The organism is Williamsia muralis, from assembly GCF_051487485.1.
In the GTDB taxonomy this organism is placed as follows: Bacteria; Actinomycetota; Actinomycetes; order Mycobacteriales; family Mycobacteriaceae; genus Williamsia; species Williamsia muralis_B.
Genome location: NZ_JAHVCV010000002.1, coordinates 287,026 through 306,760 on the forward strand (window position 1 = coordinate 287,026; position 19,735 = coordinate 306,760).

At 65.0% G+C, this 19,735-nt stretch carries 18 protein-coding genes; 13 read left to right on the plus strand and 5 right to left on the minus strand.

The window, feature by feature from the left end:
- The first annotated feature begins 72 nt into the window (after nt 1-72).
- Complete coding sequence (mycP, locus tag KXR83_RS04600) at nt 73-1,413, plus strand: type VII secretion-associated serine protease mycosin (RefSeq protein ID WP_437424441.1); 1,341 nt, start codon at nt 73-75, stop codon at nt 1,411-1,413.
- 8 nt (nt 1,414-1,421) lie between these two features.
- On the opposite strand, the gene KXR83_RS04605 is transcribed toward mycP, so the two are convergent.
- Both KXR83_RS04605 and KXR83_RS04610 read right to left on the minus strand, forming a co-directional pair.
- A complete protein-coding gene (locus KXR83_RS04605; protein WP_437423790.1) occupies nt 1,422-1,838 on the minus strand; it encodes a TIGR03667 family PPOX class F420-dependent oxidoreductase in 417 nt (138 codons plus the stop codon).
- A gap of 56 nt (nt 1,839-1,894) precedes the next feature.
- Nucleotides 1,895-2,863, minus strand: coding sequence for a 4-hydroxy-3-methylbut-2-enyl diphosphate reductase (locus KXR83_RS04610; protein WP_062799951.1), 969 nt, complete (start codon nt 2,861-2,863; stop codon nt 1,895-1,897).
- A gap of 69 nt (nt 2,864-2,932) precedes the next feature.
- Here KXR83_RS04610 and KXR83_RS04615 point away from each other — a divergent pair, with 69 nt between their 5' ends.
- From KXR83_RS04615 to KXR83_RS04655, 9 genes are all read left to right on the plus strand, one after another.
- Nucleotides 2,933-3,526, plus strand: a complete 594-nt coding sequence (locus tag KXR83_RS04615) for a lipid droplet-associated protein (RefSeq protein WP_437423791.1) — start codon at nt 2,933-2,935, stop codon at nt 3,524-3,526.
- A gap of 7 nt (nt 3,527-3,533) precedes the next feature.
- Nucleotides 3,534-4,778, plus strand: a complete 1,245-nt coding sequence (xseA, locus tag KXR83_RS04620; RefSeq protein WP_437423792.1) for an exodeoxyribonuclease VII large subunit — start codon at nt 3,534-3,536, stop codon at nt 4,776-4,778.
- Nucleotides 4,779-4,787: 9 nt separating this feature from the next.
- A complete protein-coding gene (locus KXR83_RS04625) occupies nt 4,788-5,063 on the plus strand; it encodes an exodeoxyribonuclease VII small subunit (RefSeq protein WP_437423793.1) in 276 nt (91 codons plus the stop codon).
- Between the two features lie 64 nt (nt 5,064-5,127).
- Nucleotides 5,128-5,730: a DUF4245 domain-containing protein gene (locus tag KXR83_RS04630; protein ID WP_437423794.1), complete on the plus strand. Its 603-nt coding sequence runs from the start codon at nt 5,128-5,130 to the stop codon at nt 5,728-5,730.
- Between the two features lie 99 nt (nt 5,731-5,829).
- Nucleotides 5,830-8,079, plus strand: a complete 2,250-nt coding sequence (locus KXR83_RS04635) for an MMPL family transporter (RefSeq protein WP_437423795.1) — start codon at nt 5,830-5,832, stop codon at nt 8,077-8,079.
- A gap of 109 nt (nt 8,080-8,188) precedes the next feature.
- Nucleotides 8,189-9,364, plus strand: a complete 1,176-nt coding sequence (locus KXR83_RS04640) for a hypothetical protein (RefSeq protein WP_437423796.1) — start codon at nt 8,189-8,191, stop codon at nt 9,362-9,364.
- Nucleotides 9,365-9,451: 87 nt separating this feature from the next.
- A complete protein-coding gene (locus KXR83_RS04645; RefSeq protein WP_437423797.1) occupies nt 9,452-11,299 on the plus strand; it encodes an NAD(P)/FAD-dependent oxidoreductase in 1,848 nt (615 codons plus the stop codon).
- 55 nt (nt 11,300-11,354) lie between these two features.
- Nucleotides 11,355-12,362 (plus strand): class II fructose-bisphosphatase, encoded by a 1,008-nt coding sequence (gene glpX, locus KXR83_RS04650; RefSeq protein WP_023963074.1) that lies wholly within the window; start codon nt 11,355-11,357, stop codon nt 12,360-12,362.
- A gap of 89 nt (nt 12,363-12,451) precedes the next feature.
- A complete protein-coding gene (locus tag KXR83_RS04655) occupies nt 12,452-13,861 on the plus strand; it encodes a class II fumarate hydratase (RefSeq protein WP_437423798.1) in 1,410 nt (469 codons plus the stop codon).
- An 83-nt stretch (nt 13,862-13,944) separates the two neighbouring features.
- Here the strand turns inward: KXR83_RS04655 and KXR83_RS04660 are convergent, their stop codons facing one another.
- Nucleotides 13,945-14,460, minus strand: coding sequence for a L,D-transpeptidase family protein (locus KXR83_RS04660; protein WP_437423799.1), 516 nt, complete (start codon nt 14,458-14,460; stop codon nt 13,945-13,947).
- Here KXR83_RS04660 and KXR83_RS04665 point away from each other — a divergent pair.
- A complete protein-coding gene (locus KXR83_RS04665) occupies nt 14,450-14,632 on the plus strand; it encodes a hypothetical protein (protein ID WP_247208253.1) in 183 nt (60 codons plus the stop codon). The two genes, KXR83_RS04660 and KXR83_RS04665, sit on opposite strands and share 11 nt — an antisense overlap.
- Nucleotides 14,633-14,764: 132 nt before the next feature.
- Nucleotides 14,765-16,363 carry a serine/threonine-protein kinase gene (locus tag KXR83_RS04670; RefSeq protein WP_437423800.1) on the plus strand — a complete coding sequence of 533 codons (1,599 nt, stop codon included), beginning with the start codon at nt 14,765-14,767 and terminating at the stop codon, nt 16,361-16,363.
- 168 nt (nt 16,364-16,531) lie between these two features.
- Here the strand turns inward: KXR83_RS04670 and KXR83_RS04675 are convergent, their stop codons facing one another.
- Complete coding sequence (locus KXR83_RS04675; protein WP_437423801.1) at nt 16,532-17,839, minus strand: PhoH family protein; 1,308 nt, start codon at nt 17,837-17,839, stop codon at nt 16,532-16,534.
- Between the two features lie 314 nt (nt 17,840-18,153).
- Here KXR83_RS04675 and KXR83_RS04680 point away from each other — a divergent pair, with 314 nt between their 5' ends.
- On the plus strand, nt 18,154-18,831 hold the full coding sequence (locus tag KXR83_RS04680) for a GOLPH3/VPS74 family protein (RefSeq protein ID WP_437423802.1): 678 nt from the start codon (nt 18,154-18,156) through the stop codon (nt 18,829-18,831).
- 34 nt (nt 18,832-18,865) lie between these two features.
- Here the strand turns inward: KXR83_RS04680 and KXR83_RS04685 are convergent, their stop codons facing one another.
- Nucleotides 18,866-19,729, minus strand: coding sequence for an acyl-ACP desaturase (locus KXR83_RS04685; RefSeq protein WP_437423803.1), 864 nt, complete (start codon nt 19,727-19,729; stop codon nt 18,866-18,868).
- Between the last annotated feature and the right edge of the window lie 6 nt (nt 19,730-19,735).

The window sequence follows — 19,735 nt, forward strand, 5'->3', positions numbered from 1 at the left end:
CCTCGCCCCACATCCACTCGCGTTCGCATCGCAGCGCTGTCGGCCGTCGGGTTCCTGGTGGTGCTGGCGAGCATGCCCGTCCCGGCACATGGCATCACGCCGCCTTCGATCGATCCTCGTGCCCTCATCCGCGACGCGCCCGTGGGTCCGCCCGAACCGACGGAGCAGGACACCTTGTGCGCGGAACCGGTGCTGTCGCCCGGCACCGATCCGCAGGTCCCGTCGGCGGCGCAGACGATGATGCGACTACCCGACGCCTGGCGGTTCAGCCGAGGAGCCGGACAGAAGATCGCGGTGATCGATACCGGCGTCACCCGGCATCCACGGCTGCCGCGACTGACCGCCGGCGGCGACTACGTCGCCCGCACCGACGGAACCGAGGACTGCGATGGCCACGGCACGTTGGTGGCAGGGATCATCGCGGCGGTCCCGTCCCCCGATGACGCCTTCAGCGGCGTTGCCCCCGAATCGTCGATCATCGCGATCCGGCAGTCCAGCGCCGCGTTCGTCGCAAAGGACCGGCGCTCGGAGAACCGCGACAAGACAACCGTCGGAACAGGATTCGGCACGGTGCAGACCCTCGCACATGCCGTTGTGCGTGCGGTCAACCTCGGCGCCGACGTCATCAACATCTCTGAGGTGGCCTGCGGCCCCGCCGGTGGTGACCTCCACGATGCGCAGCTGGGAGCTGCCGTCAAGTACGCGTTCGACCGCGATGTGGTGGTGGTCGCGGCGGCGGGCAACCTCGTCAGCAATTCCCAGTGTGCGCAGCAGAATCCACCGCCCGACCCGGCGGACCCCGACCTCGCCGGCTGGGACACGGTCACCACGGTCGCCAGCCCAGCGTGGTACACGCCTTATGTGCTGAGCGTTGCCGCGGTCGACTCGGTCGGCGGGGCTCCGGCGCCATTCAGTCTGGCGGGACCTTGGGTGGGCGTCGCCGCTCCCGGAACCGCGATCGTCAGTCTCGACAGCGCCCGCGGATCCAGACGGATCGTTGACGCCCAGTCCACGGAGAAAGGCCCCGTACGAGTGGAGGGCACCAGTTTCGCTGCGCCCTACGTCGCAGGTGTGGCGGCACTGGTCAGATCCAGGTTTCCCGAACTCAGTGCCGCGGAGGTGATCGAGCGCATCACCAGGACGGCGCATTCACCGGGCACCGGACGCGACAACACGGTGGGCCACGGAGTTGTCGACCCGGTTGCCGCCCTGACGTACGAACTACCCCCCGAAAAGTCTGATTGGACTGCGTCGCAAGCGATTACGCCTCCTGCACGACCGCCGGCGCCCGACCACTCCGCACGTACGGTTGCCATCATCGGCGGCGGCGTGTGCACGGTGATACTGGTCGCAGGATGGGCGGTGTCCCTGCCTGCCCGACGACTACGGCGGCTCGAACCGGAGGAATACTGAGCTCGGGCTCACCAACCCCGCACGTGCTCCGGCACCACTCGGATCAGCGTCGAGTACTGATCGCGGAACTCCTCCGGTGAGGTGTCGAGCGACGCGAAGCCGCCACCGTACTTGGCGACGTACTGGTCCCATTCCTCGGGCGTCGGCCCTTCCGGGTCCAACCGGGCGGCGCCCCGGAACACAGCGACGTCGCCGCCGTGTTCGGTGCTGTTGAAGTTGAACGCCACTGCGCCCGTGCGTGAGATGTTCGCGAGCTTGGGTGTCTTCGGAGCGCTGAACACCAGGAACTCACCGCCGGACCACAAGAACCAGACGGGTGTCGGTACGGGTTCGCCCGATGAGTTGACAGTTGTCAGCCAGATCACCTGTTCGGAAGCGAGCCGGTCGATCTGTCGCTGGGTCAGTTGCACTGTCGAAGATGTCATGCACGTCACAACATCGGCGTGTGTTCGTTTTCTTCCCGCCCGGCGGGAGAAGACTGCTACTTCGCGCGCGCCGGCCGCAGCTCGCGCGGCAATGCGAACGTCAGCGTCTCCTCGGCGGTGGTGACCTTTTCGATGTTGTTGAATCCATGCTCACCGAGCAGATCGAGAACACCCCGCACCAGCACCTCCGGTACCGATGCGCCCGACGTCACGCCAACGGTTTCGACCCCTTCGAGCCAGGTCAGATCCACGTCACGTGCGTAATCGACCAGGTAGGACGCGCGTGCCCCGGCCTGGAGGGCCACCTCTACCAGCCGCACCGAGTTGGACGAGTTCCTCGAACCCACCACGATGACCAGGTCGCATTTGGGCGCCATCGCCTTCACCGCCACCTGACGGTTCTGCGTGGCGTAACAGATGTCGTCGCTCGGCGGGTCGTTGAGCAGGGGGAACTTCTCCCGCAACCGTGACACGGTCTGCATCGTCTCGTCGACGGACAACGTGGTCTGCGACAACCAGACGATCTTCGATTCGTCACGCACCGTCACCGCATCGACGCTGTCGGGTCCGTCGACCAACTGGACGTGCTGGGGCGCCTCTCCGGCGGTTCCCTCGACCTCCTCATGGCCTTCATGACCGATGAGCAGGATGTCGTAGTCGTCGCGCGCGAACCGCTTGGCCTCCTGGTGCACCTTGGTGACCAGCGGGCATGTCGCATCGATGGTGCGCAGGTTGCGTTCCGCGGCGGACTCGTGGACCGCCGGTGACACACCGTGCGCAGAGAACACCACGAGTGCACCCTCGGGCACCTCGTCGGTCTCCTCCACGAACACCGCGCCGCGGTCGGCGAGCGTCTCGACGACGTGGCGGTTGTGCACGATCTCCTTACGCACATACACCGGCGCACCGTGCTTCTCGAGCGCTTTTTCCACCGCTTCGACGGCTCGGTCGACACCGGCGCAGTAACCACGCGGCTCGGCGAGCAGGACTGTCTTGCCTCCAGGGCTGATTTCGGCCGAACTCATGGTGTTCAGGGTACGGGCAATAAGACCCTCCTGGTGGTCACCACCCGTGGCATGAGGCACAGTAATGGGATGATCCGACCACCTTATGCCGCAAGGGTCGCCGCCGGGGTTGTTGTAACGGTGCTGGAAGAGACTCGAAAACTGCCGACCACCGCGATCACACTTCCGATGACCGCCGTGAGTCAGACTCTCCAGACTCTGATGCGTTTCCAGCAGCAGATCGCCGAGATGGCGATCAAGGGAGACGATGTCTTCGACGCGTTGCTGGGGCACAACGAAGAAGAGCCGGAGTGGGCGACCTTCGACGAAGACGACGATCTGGCGCCTCCGCCCGCGCCCACCCTGGTTCCGTCCGACGACTCCGATGACTTCGGCGAGAGTGCCGCACCGGCTGCCGGAGCCGGACGCTTCGCCCTGTACAGCTCGGCGCCCGACATCGACACCGACGATGTGCAACCGGTCTCGACGACACCGTCCGACGACGTCCCGGAAATCGTCGAGCTGCTCGAGTACAACGACCTCACCCTGGCGCAGCTCCGCGCGAAGTTGAAGACGGTCGGCTTGAGCGAACTGCAGGACCTTGCGGCGTATGAGAGGTCCCATCGCTCGCGGGCACCGTTCCTGACGATGCTCGACAATCGTGTGACCGCCGCGAGCAAGTAGTACCCGGGTGAGCAATACGCCCGACACGGCATGGCCGGTTCGCACCATCAACACCAAGATCGCGGACTGGCTTCACAGGCTGGGGCAGGTCTGGGTGGAGGGCCAACTCACCCAGATCAATCGGCGGCCCGGCACGCGTACCGCCTTCCTGACCCTTCGTGATCCCGCTGCCGACATCTCGATCCAGGTGACGTGCAACCCCGATCTGCTCACCCGCGCCCAGGTTCCACTCACCGAGGGCGCCCGCGTGGTGATGCTCGGCCGCCCGGTGTTCTACACCGGGAGGGGCACCGTCTCGCTCCGCGTCACCGAGATCCGGCCGGTGGGGATCGGCGAGCTCCTGGCCCGCATCGAGCGGTTACGACAACTCCTCGCCGCTGAGGGCCTGTTCGATTCGGCTCGCAAACGACCACTGCCGTTCCTGCCCGGAACCATCGGACTGATCACCGGCCGCGCCAGTGCAGCGCAGCGCGACATCGTCTCGGTCGCGCAGAGTCGTTGGCCCGCAGTGCGTTTCGACATCCGCGACGCGCCGGTTCAGGGACCGACCGCGGTCCCCCGCATTCTGCGGCATCTTGCCGAGCTGGACGCCGATCCGGAAGTCGACGTGATCATCCTGGCCCGTGGCGGCGGCAGTGTCGAGGACCTGCTGCCGTTCTCCGACGAAGCCCTGTGCCGCGCGGTGGCCAAGGTGACCACCGCGGTGGTGAGTGCGATCGGACACGAACCCGACTCGCCCTTGCTCGACCTCGTGGCCGATCTTCGGGCGGCAACGCCCACCGATGCGGCCAAACGAGTGGTGCCAGACGTCGCGTCAGAGCTCGCGATGATCCGTGACCTACGGTCCAGAAGTGCAGGCGCACTGCGCAATTGGGTCACCACACAGGTCCGCGGCCTCGATGCGATGCGTGGACGCCCGGTGCTCGCGCACCCGTTCCGCATGATCGATGAGCGCAGCGCATGGCTTGATCGCGCGGCCTCGGACATCCGCCGTGACGTGGCGCGGCTCGTCGCCCACGAGGACCAGCGCGTGGAGCATCTGTCGGCGCGATTGGCTACCTTGGGTCCGGCCCAGACATTGGCGCGTGGATACGCCGTCGTTCAGCGGGTGCCCGGCTCAGCCAGTACGAACACACCGGATGACCACCCACACGTGGTCAGCTCGGTGCTGGACATGCCGATCGGCACCCAGCTCCGTGTCCGGGTCGCCGACGGCGCCACCCGTGCAGCGGTGATGGGCGTGGAGAAGTAGAGGACAGGCGTGGCAGCGAAGAAGCAGGACATCGAAGGACCGGTCCCGGTATCGGAATTGGGTTACGAGCAGGCACGCGACGAGTTGATCGTTGTCGTGCGCACCCTGGAACAGGGCGGCCTCGACCTCGACGCGTCCCTGGAACTGTGGGAGCGCGGGGAGGCCCTCTCACGCCGGTGTGAGGAACACCTCGAAGGCGCACGCAAACGCATCGAGGCGGTCCTGGGCTCTGAGGAGGACCTTGCAGACGCCGACGACGATGACGATTTCGACGACCAGGACTGAGCGGACACCACTGCCCCGTACTCGGCGTTTATGACCGATCGCCGCTGCCTGCAATACTCGGATCGTGGCCGCAAAACCCCGCATCCTCAATAACAACAAGGACATGATCTGGTCGTTGATCCCCTTGCTGTTGCTGTGTGCCTTCATCGCGGTCGTGTCCGGTAACTGCTCGGTCGGATTGACCGGCGGTTCCGGCGACGACAAGGTCCCGGCGTACGACGTCGCGAACGGACTCCGCGCCGACGCCCGGTCGGTCACGTTCACCATCCGACTGCCCCAGACACCGGCGGACTGGAAGCCCAACTCGGGTAGCACCGTCGCACTGGAGAACACCGTCGTCTCCAATGCCGGCTACATCACGGCCAACGGCGTCTACATTCAGCTCAGCCAGACGAATGCGACCCAGGATGCCGTGGTCGGATACCTCTCGGATGACGAGACGCTGCTCGGCGCAGGCACCCGCGATGTCGGTGGCCGCAAATGGGTTGCCTATGGCAAACCCGACGGTGGCCGGACGGTCTGGGTCACCGACCTCGGCGACGTCCGGATCGGGTTGAAGTCCAACAAGGCAAAGGACGACGACTTCTCGACACTGGCATCGGCGGTACTGACTGCCTCGCCGTTGCCGGGTGCCAACTCGAACGGACGGGTTCTCCCCACCGGATAGTTGTCCGACCCCGGGCCGACCCGTCGGCCCCGATGTTCCCTGAATATCAATCTTCTGGGTGAGGACTGTTGTCGCCCTAGGGCTATAGGCTCTGGCGCTATGGCAATGTTTCTGTATCGACTCGGACGATTCTCGTTTCGGCACAAATGGTGGGTGATCGTCAGTTGGCTATTGCTTGCGGCCCTGGTCATCACACTGGTGAGCAGTCTGAATCCCAAGTTCTCCAAGGACTTTGAGCTCCCGGGTACCGACTCGGACAAAGCGATGTCCCTCATGAAGGAGAACTTCCCGGCAATCAACGACGAGCAGTTCAAGGCGTCCACGAGTGTTCTCATCGCCGCGGACAACGGGCTCGAAGCGCACACCGCGGAAATCGACGCACTCGTCGAGAAACTCAGGACCTTGCCCGACCTGGTCGCGCCCGAGACCATCGTCAACCCGGTCGAGGTGGCCGCGGCCGACCCGGCGCTGGCCCCCAACGTCCTCGGCGACAACGGCCGGGTCGGTTTGATGCAGATCGATCAGGACATCAACGTCGAAGACCTCACGCTCGAGGACAAAGAGCAATTCGAGGACATCCTCAAGGAGTTCCGGGTCGGCGGTCTCGATGTCCAGGGCACCGGTTCCCTGATGCAGGTCTTCGAGCAGGGCGGCACCGCCGAGATGCTCGGATTTGTCATCGCGTTCGTGGTGATGATCGTTGCCTTCGGTGCCATCGTGGCGGCCTTCATCCCGATCATCACCGGCATCCTGGGCGTGATGATCACCATCATGCTGGTCACCCTGGGCGCCGGCGTGTTCAACATCAACGAGAGCGCAACCGGCATCATCACGATGCTCGGTATCGCAGTGTCCATCGACTACGCGCTGTTCATCGTCTCCCGCTATCGCAGCGAACTGAACCTTGGTGGATCTCGAGAGGCCGCTGTCGGCCGTGCCGTCGGAACCGCGGGTTCGGCAGTTGTGTTCGCGGGTCTCACCGTGATGATCGCCGTCGCCGCGCTGTCGGTGGTGGGTATCCCGTTCATCTCGCAGATGGGTCTGGCGGCGGCACTCGCGGTCTTGATCGCGGTACTCGGCGCCATCACGCTGATCCCGGGATTGCTGGGCGCGTTCGGCCGGTTCGCCTTCTCGCCGCGCATTCCCAAGGTCCGTCACGGCGATGAGCCCGAGGACTCGATGTCCAACGGCCATCGCTTCGCGAAGTTCGTGACGAAATACCCGTGGCCGATCGCGGTCGTGTCGCTGCTCGCGCTTGTTGTGGTCGCCTTGCCGATGTCGAAGTTGGAGCTGGGGCTGTCGTCGACAACCGACGCCGAGGTCCCCGCGACCGAACTGCTGCAGCGAGGATTCGGTGAAGGTATCAACGGACCACTCCTGGTGGTGCTCAACAACACCGACGGCGCGTCCGTCGCCGCTGCGGCCGATCAGACGGTCGAGCACATCAAGACCCTGCAGAACGTCGCCAACCCCGGTCAGCTGACCTGGACGGGCAACGGTCCGAACAAACAGGACACGAAGGCCGGCGCAACGTCAGCCCTCATCTCGGTCACGCCACAACAGTCACCGAGCGGTCCGCAGACCCACGACCTGATGGAACAGATCCGCGACTACTCCTCCACCACGGATGCCGAGGGCGTCACCCTCAACGTGGGTGGGCAGACGGCGATCATGTCGGACATCTCGGCCAAGCTGAGTTCAGCACTGATCCCCTACCTGGTCTTGGTGGTCGGACTCGCCTTCTTGATCCTGATGGTCGTGTTCCGTTCCGTCCTGGTCCCCCTGACCGCGACCATCGGCTTCCTGTTCTCGGTGTGTGCGACATTCGGTGCCACGGTGGCGATCTTCCAGCTCGGGCACTTCGGGTTGATCACGCACACCCAGCCGATCATCTCGTTCCTGCCGATCTTCATGATCGGTGTGGTGTTCGGCTTGGCGATGGACTACCAGGTGTTCCTGGTCACCCGTATGCGTGAGGAGTACGTGCACGGTTTGTCCGCCAAGGAGTCGGTGATCATCGGCTACAAGCACGGTGCCCGTGTGGTCGCGTCGGCAGCCATCATCATGATCGCCGTGTTCGCGGCGTTCATGCTGGCACCCGACACCAGCTCGAAGATGATGGGCTTCGCTCTCGCGGCGGCCGTGTTCTTCGACGCGTTTGTGGTGCGCATGGTGATCGTTCCTGCGGTGATCACGATCATGGGCGACAAGGCCTGGTGGATGCCCAAGTGGCTCGACAAGGTCCTGCCCAATGTCGACATGGAGGGCACCGCGATCCGCAAGATCCCGATCGATTCGGACGCGGGCGACGACAAGCCGCAGCCTGCGACCGTCGGTTCCGCCGACTGATCTCGCTTCACCGGCCACCTCACCCCCGTCGACACGTGTCGACGGGGGTGAGTGCTGTGTGACGGGGCTCACGTAGAATCACGGTGTCCATCAGAGCCGGAGAAACCCTGTGTCGTCACCGTTGACCCGCCCGTCGAGCGCGTTGCGTATCGACCAGGACCCGCGTGTCCACATGCGACGGCTCGACGCGATGTTCGAGCAGTGGTCGGCGACGGGTGCCATCCCGACCGGCGTCCGGAAAGAGGTGGCGAGATCGTGGGAACGGCAGCCGCCCAGATACCAGGATCGCGACCATCGACCGGCAGACGAGGTGGCCCATCGGCGCCGGGCCGACCCACTGCTCACCCACGCATCTGACGCCCTCCGCGAACGCTTGCTGACCAGCTGCACCGACACCGCCACCGAACTCGTGCTCTGCGACAGGGACGGTGTGGTCCTGTGGGTGGCCGGCCCACCACAGGTGCGTCGGCGCTCCGAGACACTCGGCTTCGTCGAGGGCGCGTCGTGGACCGAGAATGCCGTCGGCACAAATGGTTTGGGCACCGCCCTCGCCGACCGGTCACCTGTGCAGATCTTCGGGTCCGAGCACGCGCATCCTGATCACCACAGCTGGGTGTGCACGGGTGGGCCGTTGATCGACCCACGAGACGATTCGGTACTCGGAGCGGTGACCCTCTCCGGCGGCCTGCGCACAGCACACCCGCACACGCTGTCGCTGGTGTGCTCCACGCTTGATGCCATCAATGCCGAACTACGGTCATTGCACCGCGAGAGCCTCCGAACCCACAGCCAGGCCGCGGCCGGTCTGCTCGAGCCCGGCGGCGTCGATGCGCTGATTCTCGACCGCGGCGGCTGGGTCGTCGCCACCCGGGGCCTCGCGGTCAGTGAACGGCTGTTCGTCCCTGGCGGATTGCGCCCCGGCACCGTCTGGATCCCCAGCCTCGGACACTTCGACAGCCTCCCGGTCGGAGATCTGTGGCAGCTCGAGCGATCGACCCAACGCCTCACCACCCTCGAGCTGACCGCCGAACCACCGTGTGCCCGTATCTCGGTGGACGACAACGACCACACCTCGCACCCGCTGACCCCACGTCAGTTCGACGTGTTGCGGGTTCTCGCAGCGCATCCCAGTGGGCTCAGCGCAAGGGAGATGTCTGCCCGGCTGTACGGACCAGGCGATCACACGGTGAGCGTTCGCGCCGAGATCTCGCGGATCCGCCGCACGCTCGGCCCGCTCCTGGCCACCCGGCCCTATCGACTGACGGTCCCCGCCTCGGTCATCTGACCTCGCTGCAACCCCCTGCAACCCTCCCGGGCGCCCACATCGACCCCTACCGTCAGGTGTGATCCACCTCACGCGAAGGAGTTGTACATGACCACCACCGTCTCGCCTACTCAGACGGCGCAGGCTTTCCTCACCGATCTGGAACGCGCCCTTGCACACGCCCGCGACACCGGCGACGTCAGTGCCGTCACCGAACTGTTCGTCGACGACTGTTACTGGCGCGATCTGGTGGCGCTGAGCTGGAACCTCACCACCGCCGAGGGCAAGGACGATCTGGCGAAGATGCTCGCCGCGACGCTGCCGCACTCGACACCTGGCAACTTCCAGTTGGACGGTGAAGCCGCGGAGGCAGCCGGTTCCGGGGACGACGGCGACGGAAATGAAGCGGGTCGAGTGATCGAGGCGTGGTACACCTTCACGACGCCGGTCCTGCGGGGCAAGGGTCTGATGCGCCTGCGCGACGGCAAGTGCTGGACCTTCCTCACCTCGGCGCAGGAACTCCTCGAGTTCCCCGAGAGCAAGGGAACCCGGCGCATCAAAGGGGCTGAACACGGCGTGGTCCCCGGGCGTAAGAACTGGCTCGACCGACGAACCGAACAGCAGCAATCGCTCGGCACCACCACCCAGCCGTACGTGCTCATCGTCGGCGGTGGGCAGGGCGGGATCGGGCTGGCCGCAAGGCTCCGGCGCCTCGGGGTCTCGGCACTGGTCATCGACAAGCACCCCCGGCCCGGTGACCAGTGGCGAAGCCGGTATTACTCACTGTCCCTTCATGATCCGGTGTGGTACGACCACATGCCCTATCTGCCATTCCCGGACGACTGGCCGGTGTTCACCCCGAAGGACAAGATGGGCGACTGGCTGGAGAGCTACGTCAAGATCATGGAGCTCGACTACTGGAGCAACACCGTGTGCCGCCGCGCCTCGTTCGACGACGTGGCCCAGGAATGGACGGTCGAGCTCGAACGTGATGGACAACCCTTGACGCTCAAGCCGACTCAGCTGGTGATGGCCACCGGCATGTCGGGCATCCCCAACATGCCCGACATTCCCGGCGCCGAGACCTTCCAGGGTGATCTGGTGCATTCCTCGCAGCACACCGGTGGCGCGAAGTACGCGGGCAAGAAGGCAGTTGTGTTGGGAGCCAACAACTCCGCTCACGACATCTGCGCGGACCTGTACGAGAACGGCGCCGACGTCACAATGATCCAGCGGTCGACCACACACATCGTGCGGTCCGAGTCGCTGATGCGCGAGGTGCTCGGCCCCCTCTATTCGGAGGAGGCACTCGCAAACGGCATCGACCACGAGAAGGCCGATCTGATCTTCGGGTCCATCCCGTATGGCTTGCTGGCCGACTTCCAGATCCCCGCATGGAACACGATCCGGGAGCAGGACAAGGACTTCTACGACCGTCTCGAGGCTGCCGGGTTCATGCTCGACTTCGGCGACGACGGATCGGGGTTGTTCCTGAAGTATCTGCGTCGCGGCTCGGGCTACTACATCGACGTCGGCGCCTCCGAACTCATCGCCGACGGCAAGGTCGAGTTGAAGGCACCCGCCCACATCACCGAGATCCGGTCGCACTCGGTGATCTTGTCCGACGGCACCGAGCTCGACGCCGATCTGATCGTCATGGCGACCGGGTTCGGCTCGATGAACGGCTGGGCCGCACAGCTGATCTCGCAAGAGGTGGCCGACAAGGTCGGCAAGTGCTGGGGACTGGGATCCGGAACAACCAAGGATCCGGGGCCCTGGGAAGGCGAGCTCCGGAACATGTGGAAGCCCACCGCACAGGCGAACCTGTGGTTCCACGGCGGCAATCTGCACCAGTCCCGGCACTACTCGCGCTACCTCGCGTTGCAGCTCAAAGCCCGCGAGGCAGGGATGAACGTGCACGTCTACGGCCAGGCACCGGTGCACCACCTGCAGTAACGGGCATGAAAGGATGGCCTCCAACAGTATTCGCCGCGATTCCAGGAGGCCCTCCATGTCAGCCGATTCCCACCAGTTCGAGGCCCCGGACCGCAACCTGGCGATGGAGTTGGTGCGCGTGACCGAAGCGGCCGCTCTCGCCGCGGGCCGCTGGGTCGGTAAAGGCGACAAGAACGGCGGCGACGGCGCCGCGGTCGACGCGATGAGGCAACTGCTGTCCACCGTGTCGATGCGCGGCGTCGTCGTGATCGGCGAAGGCGAAAAAGACGAAGCGCCGATGCTCTACAACGGCGAAGAGGTCGGCAACGGCGAAGGTCCCGAGGTCGACGTGGCCGTCGATCCGATCGACGGAACCACCCTGATGGCCGAGGGCCGCCCCAACTCGATCGCCGTGCTCGCAGTGTCCGAGCGCGGCACCATGTACGACCCGTCTGCCGTCTTCTACATGGAGAAGATCGCCGTGGGTCCCGATGCGGCGGGTGTCGTCGACATCAACGAATCCGTCGAGTTCAACGTCCAGGCCGTTGCCAAGGCGAAGGGCATCGAGGTTGCCGACCTCACCGTCGTGGTCCTCGACCGCGAGCGCCACGAGGGTCTGATCGGCGAGATCCGCGCCGCGGGTGCCAAGGTCCGACTGATCTCGGACGGCGACGTCGCAGGTGCGATCGCCGCTGCGCAGGAGGAGAGCTCCGTCGACATGCTCATGGGCATCGGCGGCACCCCGGAGGGCATCATCACCGCCGTGGCGATGAAATGTATGGGCGGCGAGATCCAGGGCAAACTGTGGCCACGCAACGCGGCCGAGAAGCAGAAGGCGATCGACGCCGGCCACGACCTCGATCGGGTACTCAAGACCGAAGACCTCGTCAGCGGCGAGAACATGTTCTTCTGCGCCACCGGCGTCACCAACGGCGACATGCTCCGTGGTGTCAGCTACCGGGCGAACGGGGCGACCACCCGCTCGCTGGTGATGCGCTCGCGCTCGGGCACCATTCGCACCGTCGAGGGCCGCCACACCCGCCAGAAGGTCGCCGAGATCGCCGCGAACACTTTCCAGGACTGATCCGCCGAGCGTCGCTCGGCTCCGCGGAGCCGCAGCACAGTGAGGGTGCCCTTCGGGCACCCTCACCGCAGGTGGCAAAGTATCGAGGCATGAGCGACTCACCTGCCGAACAGTTCCGGATAGAGCACGACACCATGGGCGAGGTCCGGGTGCCGATCGACGCGTTGTGGCGAGCACAAACCCAGCGCGCGGTCGAGAACTTCCCCATCAGCCACCGGCCCCTGGAGCGCACCCAGATCCGCGCGATGGGTCTGCTGAAGGCCGCATGCGCTCAGGTCAACAAGGATCTCGGTCTGCTCGACGGTGACAAGGCCGACGCGATCATCTCGGCAGCAAAAGAGATCGCCGACGGCAAGCACGACGATCAGTTCCCGATCGACGTGTTCCAGACGGGGTCGGGTACCAGCTCCAACATGAACGCCAACGAGGTCATCGCCTCGATCGCGAAGAACAACGGCGTCACGATCCACCCCAACGATCACGTCAACATGTCGCAGTCGTCCAACGACACCTTCCCCACCGCGACCCACGTGGCTGCGACCGAAGCCGCGGTCACCGATCTGATCCCGGCCCTGCAGCATCTGCAGGAAGCGCTGGCCGACAAGGCTTCCGCCTGGCGCGAGGTCGTCAAGTCCGGTCGCACACACCTCATGGACGCGGTGCCGGTCACCCTCGGCCAGGAGTTCGGTGGATATGCCCGCCAGCTCGAGGCTTCGGCGGAGCGGGTCTCGGCCACGCTGGTCCGGGTCGGCGAACTGCCCATCGGTGGAACCGCGGTGGGTACCGGTCTGAACGCTCCCGACGGGTTCGGGACCAAGGTCGTCGCCGAACTGATCAATCTGACCGGTGTCAACGAACTCTCGCTGGCAAAGGACAACTTCGAGGCCCAGGCAGCCCGGGATGGGCTGGTCGAGTTGTCGGGTGCACTCAAGACCGTGGCCGTCTCGCTCACGAAGATCGCCAACGACATCCGCTGGATGGGTTCAGGCCCGCTGACCGGTCTCGGTGAGATCCAGCTGCCCGATCTGCAGCCCGGCAGCTCCATCATGCCCGGCAAGGTCAATCCGGTTCTGCCCGAAGCTGTTACGCAGGTCGCCGCGCAGGTCATCGGCAACGACGCGGCGGTCACGTGGGGCGGTGGCAATGGGGCGTTCGAGCTCAACGTCTACATCCCGATGATGGCGCGCAACGTACTCGAGTCGGTCAAACTCCTCGCCAACGTGTCCCGGCTGTTCGCCGATCGCTGCATCATCGGTCTCGTAGCCAACGAAGAGCGACTCAAGACCCTCGCAGAATCGTCGCCCTCGATCGTCACCCCGCTCAACAGCGCGATCGGCTACGAAGAGGCCGCCGCAGTGGCCAAGCAGGCACTGAAGGAGAAGAAGACCATTCGCCAGACCGTGATCGACCGCGGTTTGATCGGCGACAAGCTCAGCGAAGAAGAACTCGACAAGCGCCTCGACGTGCTCAAGATGGCCAACCTCGACCGCGAGCGGTAGACACCGGATCCCGAAAATGTGCCCTTTTGGCGAGCCCGACCTGGGCTTTCATTCGCCAAAAGGGCACATTTTCGGTATCAGGGTCAGGCGAGCCCGATGTTGATGACGGGCTGACGGGCCGGGTCGAGCCATTGCACGATCTGACGCATGGTGTCGCGATCGATGGCGACACAGCCCCAGGTCGGCTCGTAATTGGTGACGTGCAGGAAGATGCCGGACGCGTAGCCCTGCACCCGCTGCGGGTTGTGCGCGATGTTCACGACGTAGTCGTAGATCTCACCGGTGGACAGGATGTGCTCACTGTCGCCGCCCGGGCTCTGCGGTGCACGCACATGGGTGTTGTACGTCGGCGACCCCGGCAGGGCGTCCCACCAATCCTGGTCGTCCGCCTGGAAGTAGGGCATCTCGGTTCCGGGGTTCGGCTGGTTGCCGAAGGCTTGGTCAAGCGCGAACACGCCCATCGGCGTCCGCCAGACGTTGTCGCGGGGGATGCCGATTCCCTCCGCACCGAGATAGGCCTCGGTTGGTCCGATGACTGCGGTCCAGGTACCCGCCTCGTCGCGCTCCCAGGCCGTGAGGGTCGCGGTCGTGTCGGTCACTGTCGCCGAACTCACCGTGATCATCTGGGTCGACGTCGGGAACGCCGGCGGGGTCACCACCTCGACAGCACCGGCAGGGGTGGGAGCAACCATCGCGGTTGCGACACATACGGCGGCGAGCAGTGACAACACTGACCACATACGCCTCACAGACAACATCAGCACCACGTGAGTATGCCAGTGCGGTTCTCTGTAGTGCGTCTCAGACCGATCACAAGGTTGCACTAATCTGATCACTGCTGACCGTGTGCACGAGGGGAAAGTGCTTCGATGCCGGTCGCCACAGGAGAAATCGGGGGTCTTCATGCCGCTCGCATCGGGCAGCGTCTTTGCCGGCTACACCATCGAACGTCAGCTCGGTGCCGGCGGAATGGGCGAGGTCTACCTCGCCAAGCACCCGCGCCTCCCGCGATCGGACGCCCTCAAGGTTCTCCCCGCGTCCCTCCCCGGTTCGAGTACCGCCTCCGACGACGAGTTCAGGCGTCGCTTCATCCGCGAAGCCGATCTGTCGGCCCAACTCTGGCATCCCGGCATCGTGACCGTGCACGACCGCGGAGAGTTCCAAGGCAATCTCTGGATCAGCATGGACTTCGTGCCAGGGACCGATGCCGCCGAATTGCTGGCCATCTATCCGCGCGGCGTGAAGCCTGCGTTGGTTGTCCAGATAGCCACCGAGGTGGCAGCCGCACTCGACTACGCACACGGACGGGGACTCCTGCACCGGGACGTCAAACCCGGCAACATCATGCTCACCGAATCCATCCCGCACCGCGTGATGCTCATGGACTTCGGCATCGCGCGCCCGGCCTCGGACGTCGCCGGGCTCACCTCGACAGGCGCTGTGGTGGGCACGATGGCCTACGCCGCACCCGAACAGCTCCGCGGCCTGCCCGTCGATGCCCGAGCCGATGTGTTCGCACTCGCGTGCACTGTGTTCGCGCTGCTGACCGGTGCGCCTCCTGGCGCCGGTCGCGAGATCCCTCCTGCCATCCGTCCCGTTCTCGATCGGGCACTGGCCACCGAACCCGGCGACCGCTACAACTCCTGTGGCGAGTTCGCTCGCGAACTGAGCGCCGCCATGGATCTTCCACCGACGCCCGGATTCCAGCCCCCCGCCGCACAAACCCAACACGACGCTCAGCACGCCCCTACCTTGCTCGGACTGCCCTCCGTACCGCCGACGAACCCTCAGGGCACCACCCCACCGCCGGATCACCCCTCGTCCGCCGCGACGGCGCCGACCATGATGCAGCGCCCCGGGTACTCGGGACCTGCGGGACCACCCCCGCCTTCACCCTCGACCGGCCGGTCTTCCACACCATGGATCATCGGGTTGCTCGCTGTCCTCGTCATCGCGGTCTCGGTGGTGGCGGCAACAGGCCTCTGGCCGAAATCGGACGACGAACCTGCGGCCGCCGGCGAGCAGAACCTCCGACCGCAAACGAGTGTCACCACCATCGCGCAGTCCGCCGAGGGACCGGCACCACTTCCCCCTCAGCAGGCCGAACAGTCGCAGCGGGTGCAGGCCACCACGTCGACGCCCTTGGTCCGGCAGGCACCCAACGCTGCCGACCTCGGACTGTCGACACCGATCAGCACTCCGGCATGCGACGGGACCGGCATCATCGTGGTCGCCAACTCCACCGATCCAGCCGGATACCGCAACGACATGGCCGCCGCCCTGGACACCTACCCCGGCGCGCGATACCTACGTACCGACCAGTCGTGTCCCTCACTGCGACCACGCGACGACAGCGGAAACCTGATCTATGCCGCCTATGTGGTTGTCGGACAAGGACGATCGGCAGTCTGCGCCGCGCTCCCCGCCTACCCCGAGCGCTACGGCAAAGTGCTCGACACCACCAGCGACCCCGACATCCCCATCTCGCCCGACAACTGCTGACACCCACTGCCGGCAGCCACAGCCACAAAACAAAGGTGCGGCAGACCGCATCACTGCGACCTGCCGCACCTCACCCGCTCGCTAGCTCGCTACGCTCCCGGCGCGCTGCGCCCAAACTTCGCCCGCTCGCTACGCTCCCGGCGCGCCGAGTCAGATTTCGCCCGCTCGCTACGCTCCCGGCGCGAACTCCTCCAGCATTTCCGTCACGAGGGCCGCAATCGGCGACCGCTCGCTACGCGTCAACGTCACATGCGCGAAAAGCGGGTGCCCCTTGAGCTTTTCGATCACCGCAGCGACTCCGTCGTGCCGGCCGACACGGAGATTGTCGCGCTGTGCCACGTCGTGGGTGAGCACCACACGCGAACCAGATCCCAAGCGCGACAACACCGTCAGCAAGACATTGCGCTCCAGTGACTGCGCCTCGTCGACGATCACAAACGAGTCGTGCAGTGAACGACCCCGAATGTGGGTCAGGGGAAGAACTTCCAGCATGCCGCGACTGAGGACCTCCTCGATCACCTCCGTGGACGCGAGCCCCTCCAGGGTGTCGAACACGGCCTGCGCCCAGGGCCCCATCTTCTCGGACTCACTGCCGGGAAGGTAGCCGAGGTTTTGTCCACCAACGGCATACAGGGGACGAAAGACGACCACCTTGCGTTGGGTTCGCCGCTCGAGCACCGCTTCGAGACCTGCGCACAGGGCCAAAGCAGACTTGCCGGTGCCGGCCTTGCCGCCCATCGACACGATGCCCACGCTGTCGTCGAGCAACAGATCGAGAGCAACACGCTGCTCCGCACTACGACCGCGCAGCCCGAACACCTCACGATCCCCCCGCACCAACTGCACCTGCTTCTGCGGGTTGACGCGTCCAAGAGCGCTCGAATTCGTTCCCAGCAAACGGATTCCGGTATGGCAGGGCAGATCTCGGGCCGAATCGATATCCACGACGCCGTCTGCGAACAACGTGTCGATCACCGAGGAATCGACATCCAGTTCCGTCATACCCGACCAACCGGACGTCACCACGTCCTGAGCGTGATACTCGTCGGCAGCCAGACCCACCGCTCCGGCCTTGATCCGCAACGGGGTGTCCTTGGACACTAGCGTCACATCCTTGCCCTCGGCGCGAAGATTCAACGCGCAAGCCAGGATTCGCGAATCATTGGTGTCGGTGCGGAAGCCCGCCGGCAGGACTGCCGGATCGGTGTGGTTGAGCTCTACCTGGACGGTGCCACCGAGATCCCCGATCGGGATCTGCTGATCGAGCCGGCCGTGCTCGAGGCGGAGGTCGTCGAGCATCCGCAACGCCTCGCGGGCGAACCAGCCCAGTTCATGATGATGGCGTTTGCCCTCGAGTTCACCGATGACCACGAGCGGCAAGATCACGTGGTGTTCGGCGAATCGTGTTACCGCCCAAGGGTCGGACAGCAACACCGAGGTGTCGAGGACATAGGTACGAGCATCGCGTGTGGTCACGAAGGGCTCCTAAGACGAAGTGGCACCACTTCGACTGGTGTTGCTGGACCGGTCGGTTCTGGCAGAAGCGGCAGGGTTGCCACGTCCACAAGGACCGGGGCCGGTCCCCTCGCACTCACGCAAGCAAGTCAACGATCGAACCTCCCGGACGAACCACTTCCCCGCGGCCCGTCACTCGTCAAAGTACGCCGAGTGCGGCGTGTCGGCTCGTCGGAAACCACGCGTGTCCGTGAATAATCGGTTAACTGTCCAGTGGGTGACAGCAGGCTTTTCCCTGCCCCTGTCCGGGCCCGGTGTTGCTAGCGTCGATGACCATGAGCACCCTGATCGCCGAGGATCTTCTCCTCCTGCTACTCGATAACGTCAAAGGCACCACACCGTCCGGCACCGCGGTGAGCACGGTGCTCGGCGGAGCCGTACTGCTCGAGCTGGCCGTCGCCGGTGCGGTGGACGTCGACAAACGAAGTCGTTGGAAGCAACCCAAGGTGCACGTGGTCGATACTGCGCGCGTCACCGACCCGATTCTCGCGCGGGCGGTTCGCACAATCGCGGAGAAAGACCGGACTGCGCAGAGTTTGGTGAACAAGGTCGGGAAGGAGCTCAAGACCGAGCTCGCCGAACGCATGGTGAAACGAGGACTCCTCGGCCGCGAGGACACCGACGTGCTGGGAATCCGCCGCACCCGGTTTCCTGCACTCGACGCCGTCCACAAGAACGAGCTGAAGATGTCGATCACTGCAGTTCTCGTCCATCAAGACGCACCCGATGAGCGCACCGGCGCGCTCATCGCCCTGCTGTCGGCGGTCGACCGCGCGCACAAGACTGTGGGTAGCTCAGACGTTCCCGGGCGCGAGATCAAGAAGCGCGCGAAACAGGTTGCCAAAGGGGCGTGGGCCGCCGACGCGGTGCGAGATGCAGTCAACGCTGCCACAACAGCGATCACCACGGCCACCATCGCGGCTGCTGCTGTGTCGTCAGACGGAGCCGGCTAGTAGCCCGCCACCAGCGTCGCCGCGGGTCGATCGGCTATTGGCCGGCGGCGGCCAGAATCCGTTGCCGTGCGGCCTCGTCCTTCTCGCTCAGCCCGTCGAGGCTCTGCAGCCTGAGGTCGGCGACCAGCGTCGACGCGACATACGTCGACGCATCCGCGTTGTACTTGGCAATGAGGTCGAGATCGCCAAAGTTGTCCACGTCGGCACCGATCAGTTCGAGCTCGGAGATCGCCTTGTCGACGGCGGTGACCAACTCAGAGATGTTGGCGTCCACGCCGGCGTTCAAGAAGTTGGTGAACGTCTTGGCCTGAACGCGGTCGTCGTGGAGGATGCGGCTGACGATGGCGGTGAGCACCTCGTTGTCCGAGTCGGCGACCAGTTTCTCTTCGAAGGCCACGCACTGCAGCTCGTGCACGGCGAGCAACGCCATCACGTCGAGGATCTGATAGTCGGTCAGCGAGACCGGACTCTGGAGTTTGCCCTTGGTGATGTGATGCAGCCGAAGATTCTCGGCGACCTCGGGATCGACCAGACGCGAGACCACCAGGTAGTCGCGCAACGCGATCGAGTGCCGGTTGTCCTCGGCCGTCCACGAACCGATCACCTGCTGCCAGGCACCGAAGATCGACGCCTTCTGTGCCATCAACCGGTGGTAGGACGGCATGTTGTCCTTCGTCAGCAACAGCGCGAGTACTGCGGCTGCGGCATCGGCAGGCAGCGACGCCGGCTGATCGGGGTCGAAGTCGACGCCGCCCAGGAAGGCGAAGTTGCGGCCGTCGTCCCACGGCACCCAGTCATGCGGGTTCCATGTCTCGGCAGCAGCGTGGTGCTCTTCCATGATCTCCGGAATCGCCTTTTCCAAGGCGTAGAGCAGCTCGTCCTGGGTCAAATCATTCACCCGGAC